General features: G+C 63.9%; 2 protein-coding genes. Both read right to left on the bottom strand.

The window, feature by feature from the left end; genetic code table 11:
• Positions 1-352: 352 nt before the first annotated feature.
• On the bottom strand, positions 353-1,558 hold the full coding sequence (locus IV113_RS24765) for an IS91 family transposase (protein WP_291090900.1): 1,206 nt from the start codon (positions 1,556-1,558) through the stop codon (positions 353-355).
• 7 nt (positions 1,559-1,565) lie between these two features.
• The gene (locus IV113_RS24760; RefSeq protein WP_291090899.1) at positions 1,566-2,441 is read right to left on the bottom strand and encodes a site-specific integrase; all 876 of its coding nucleotides are present in this window, start codon (positions 2,439-2,441) and stop codon (positions 1,566-1,568) included.
• Positions 2,442-2,557: the final 116 nt, after the last annotated feature.

The following is a 2,557-nucleotide window of genomic DNA, read 5'->3' as shown; positions in this document are numbered from 1 at the left end:
AGTTAAGGGTTGTAGGACGCCCTCCCGCGCAGGCGTGCCGATGACACACGCTGACCACGAAGGGTGGGCGTCCTACAAGCCTCTAGGGAGGAAACCGCGGGGAGCACCAATCTGGGTGTACCAATTGGCAGCTATGGGGATTTGACGGAGTGCAGTGTTCTGGTCGGTGAAAGTTGCACCGCCTGATCCAGGCTCGAAGGCTTCAACGCGGTGTGCTGCACGGTTTCAGATGAACAGTTGCAGCAGTTCTCGCAGGGGCGGCACCGTCGATTTCTAGATCGGGCGCAACTGTCCCCGACGAGCTGCGGTAAGCCCGCACCAGACATCAAGAAGGTCACGCATGCCAACACGGTCATGGTGGTCCTCGCTGGTTCGGCGTGCGAATCGATTGCCCGCGTGCGAACGTCTCAACGATAAGCATCGCGGCACCGCAGTGAACGCACACGAAGGTCGGTCGGCCCGGTTCAGCGCCGGCACAGCGGTTACTCTCGATCTGCCCGCCTGGCACCTCTGCCACAAGCAGCTCTCGCGCCTGTGCGATGCACTCCCGCCGATGATTGTTGGCCAGCAGCCCGTAGTACCGGATGCGGTGGAACCCGCTGGGCAGCACGTGCAGCAGGAAGCGGCGCATGAACTCCTCGGGTGAGAGCGTCATTGCCTTGTGGCGTGTCTTGCCCTGGGCTCGGTCCTTTTCACGGTAGTCCTTCCAGCGGAACGTCACCCCGCGTTCGTCGTGCGCCACCAGCCGAGAGTTGGAGATCGCCACCCGGTGCGTGTAGCGCGAGAGGTAGGCCAGCACAGCCTGTGGCCCCGCAAACGGCTTCTTGGCATAGACCACCCATTCACACCGTCGCAGCGGCGCGAGCCATCGAGCAAAGGCTTTCGGATCTGCCAGCGCGGTGTGTTGCGAGAAGAACTGCAACGTGCCTGCGCGGTGCTCCTGTTCCAGTGCTTCCAGGAAGAGCCGCCTGAACAGGCGCGAGAGCACACGCACCGGCAGGAAGAAGCCCGGTCGGCAAGCCATCCAACGCTGGCCGTCGAGCGAGAGCCCGCCGCCGGGCACGATGCCGTGGACGTGCGGGTGGTGCGTGAGCGCCGAACCCCAGGTGTGTAGCACCAGGGTGGCGCCGATCTGCGCGCCCAGGTGCCGGGGATCAGCGGCGATGGTGCGCAGCGTCTGTGCCGCCACCTCAAACAGCAGGCCGTAGACGACGGCCTTGTTCCAGTACGCGATCTCGCTGATGGGTGCGGGCAGCGTGAAGACCACATGGAAGTAGTCCACGGGTAGCAAGTCGGCCTGGCGCGCATCCAGCCAGCGCTGTGCAGCACTGGCCTGGCACTTGGGGCAGTGCCGGTTGCGGCACGAGTTGTAGGCGACCTGCAGGCGCTGGCAGTCTTCACAGCGCAGCACATGTCCTCCCAGTGCCGCGCTGCGGCACTGTTCAATGGCTGTCATGACCTTGAGCTGACCCAGGCTCAGGTGGGAGCGCTGGGCTTGCCGCCAGGCCGGCCCGTGGGTGCGGAAGATGTCCGCCACCTCCAGGGCAGCGGTGCCCATGGTGGGCCTACGCGGTGCTGAGCTGCTCCAGCGGGCTGACCACCTCGCGCAGGACGTCGGTGGCCACCTGCGCGTACATCGCTGTCGTCTCCAGCTTCTTGTGCCCCAGCAGAACCTGGATCACCCGGATATCCACCTTCTGCTCCAGCAGGTGTGTCGCAAAGCTGTGGCGCAGCGTGTGCATGGACACGCGCTTGTCGATGTTCGCGGCGTCAGCCGCCATGTGAATGGCGCGGTTGAGCTGCCGAGTGGTCAGAGGCTCGACCGGGTTCAAGCCTGGGAACAGCCAGCCACCATCGAGCATCTTCCCTTGCGCTCGGGCGACACGCCACCAGACCCGAAGGCGCTCCAGCAATATTGGCGAGAGCATGGCGTAGCGGTCCTTGCTGCCTTTGCCTTGTTCCACGCGCAGCGTCATGCGTTGGCTGTCGATGTCGCCAACCTTCAAGGAAACTACCTCGCTGGCACGCAAGCCCGTACCGTAGGCCAGGGACAGTGCAGTCTGGTGCTTGAGGTTTCCAGTTGCGGCAATCAGGCGAGCCACTTCCTCACGGCTGAGCACCACCGGCAAGGTGCGGGGCACATGAACAGGCTGCATCTTGGCCGTCAACTCTGCGCGATCCAAGGTGATCTCGCAGAAAAACTTCAGCCCGGTGATGGTGGCATTGAGGGTGATGGGCGAGGTGCCCTGGTCAACCAGGTAGAGCTGGAAGTTGCGCAGATCCTCCACGGAGGCGGTATCCGGAGGCCGGTGAAGGTAAGCGGCAAGCCGGCGCACGGCTCGGATGTAGGCGGTCTGCGTCTTGGGTGCGAGCCTGCGCATCCGCATGTCTTCGAGCATGCGCTGGCGCAACGGCGAAACCGTCGCATGGAGTGCATTCATGATGGTGCTCCTGTCGTGAACGAGGCCAATTGCCTCGGCTCACAACATCGGCACGTGCGCCATCGACGTCAACCAACCATCTCAGCTCGGAGACTACCGCGCGAGCGGTTTAGTCC

The organism is Hydrogenophaga sp. (assembly GCF_018780385.1).
Lineage (GTDB): Bacteria > Pseudomonadota > Gammaproteobacteria > Burkholderiales > Burkholderiaceae_C > Hydrogenophaga.
This window is presented reverse-complemented; position numbering and strand designations above follow the sequence as displayed.

Excerpts from the sequence above, each read along its gene's own strand:
- IV113_RS24765 (WP_291090900.1), bottom strand. The coding sequence starts at position 1,558 with ATGGGCACCGCTGCCCTGGAGGTGGCGGACATCTTCCGCACCCACGGG.
- IV113_RS24760 (WP_291090899.1), bottom strand. The coding sequence starts at position 2,441 with ATGAATGCACTCCATGCGACGGTTTCGCCGTTGCGCCAGCGCATGCTC.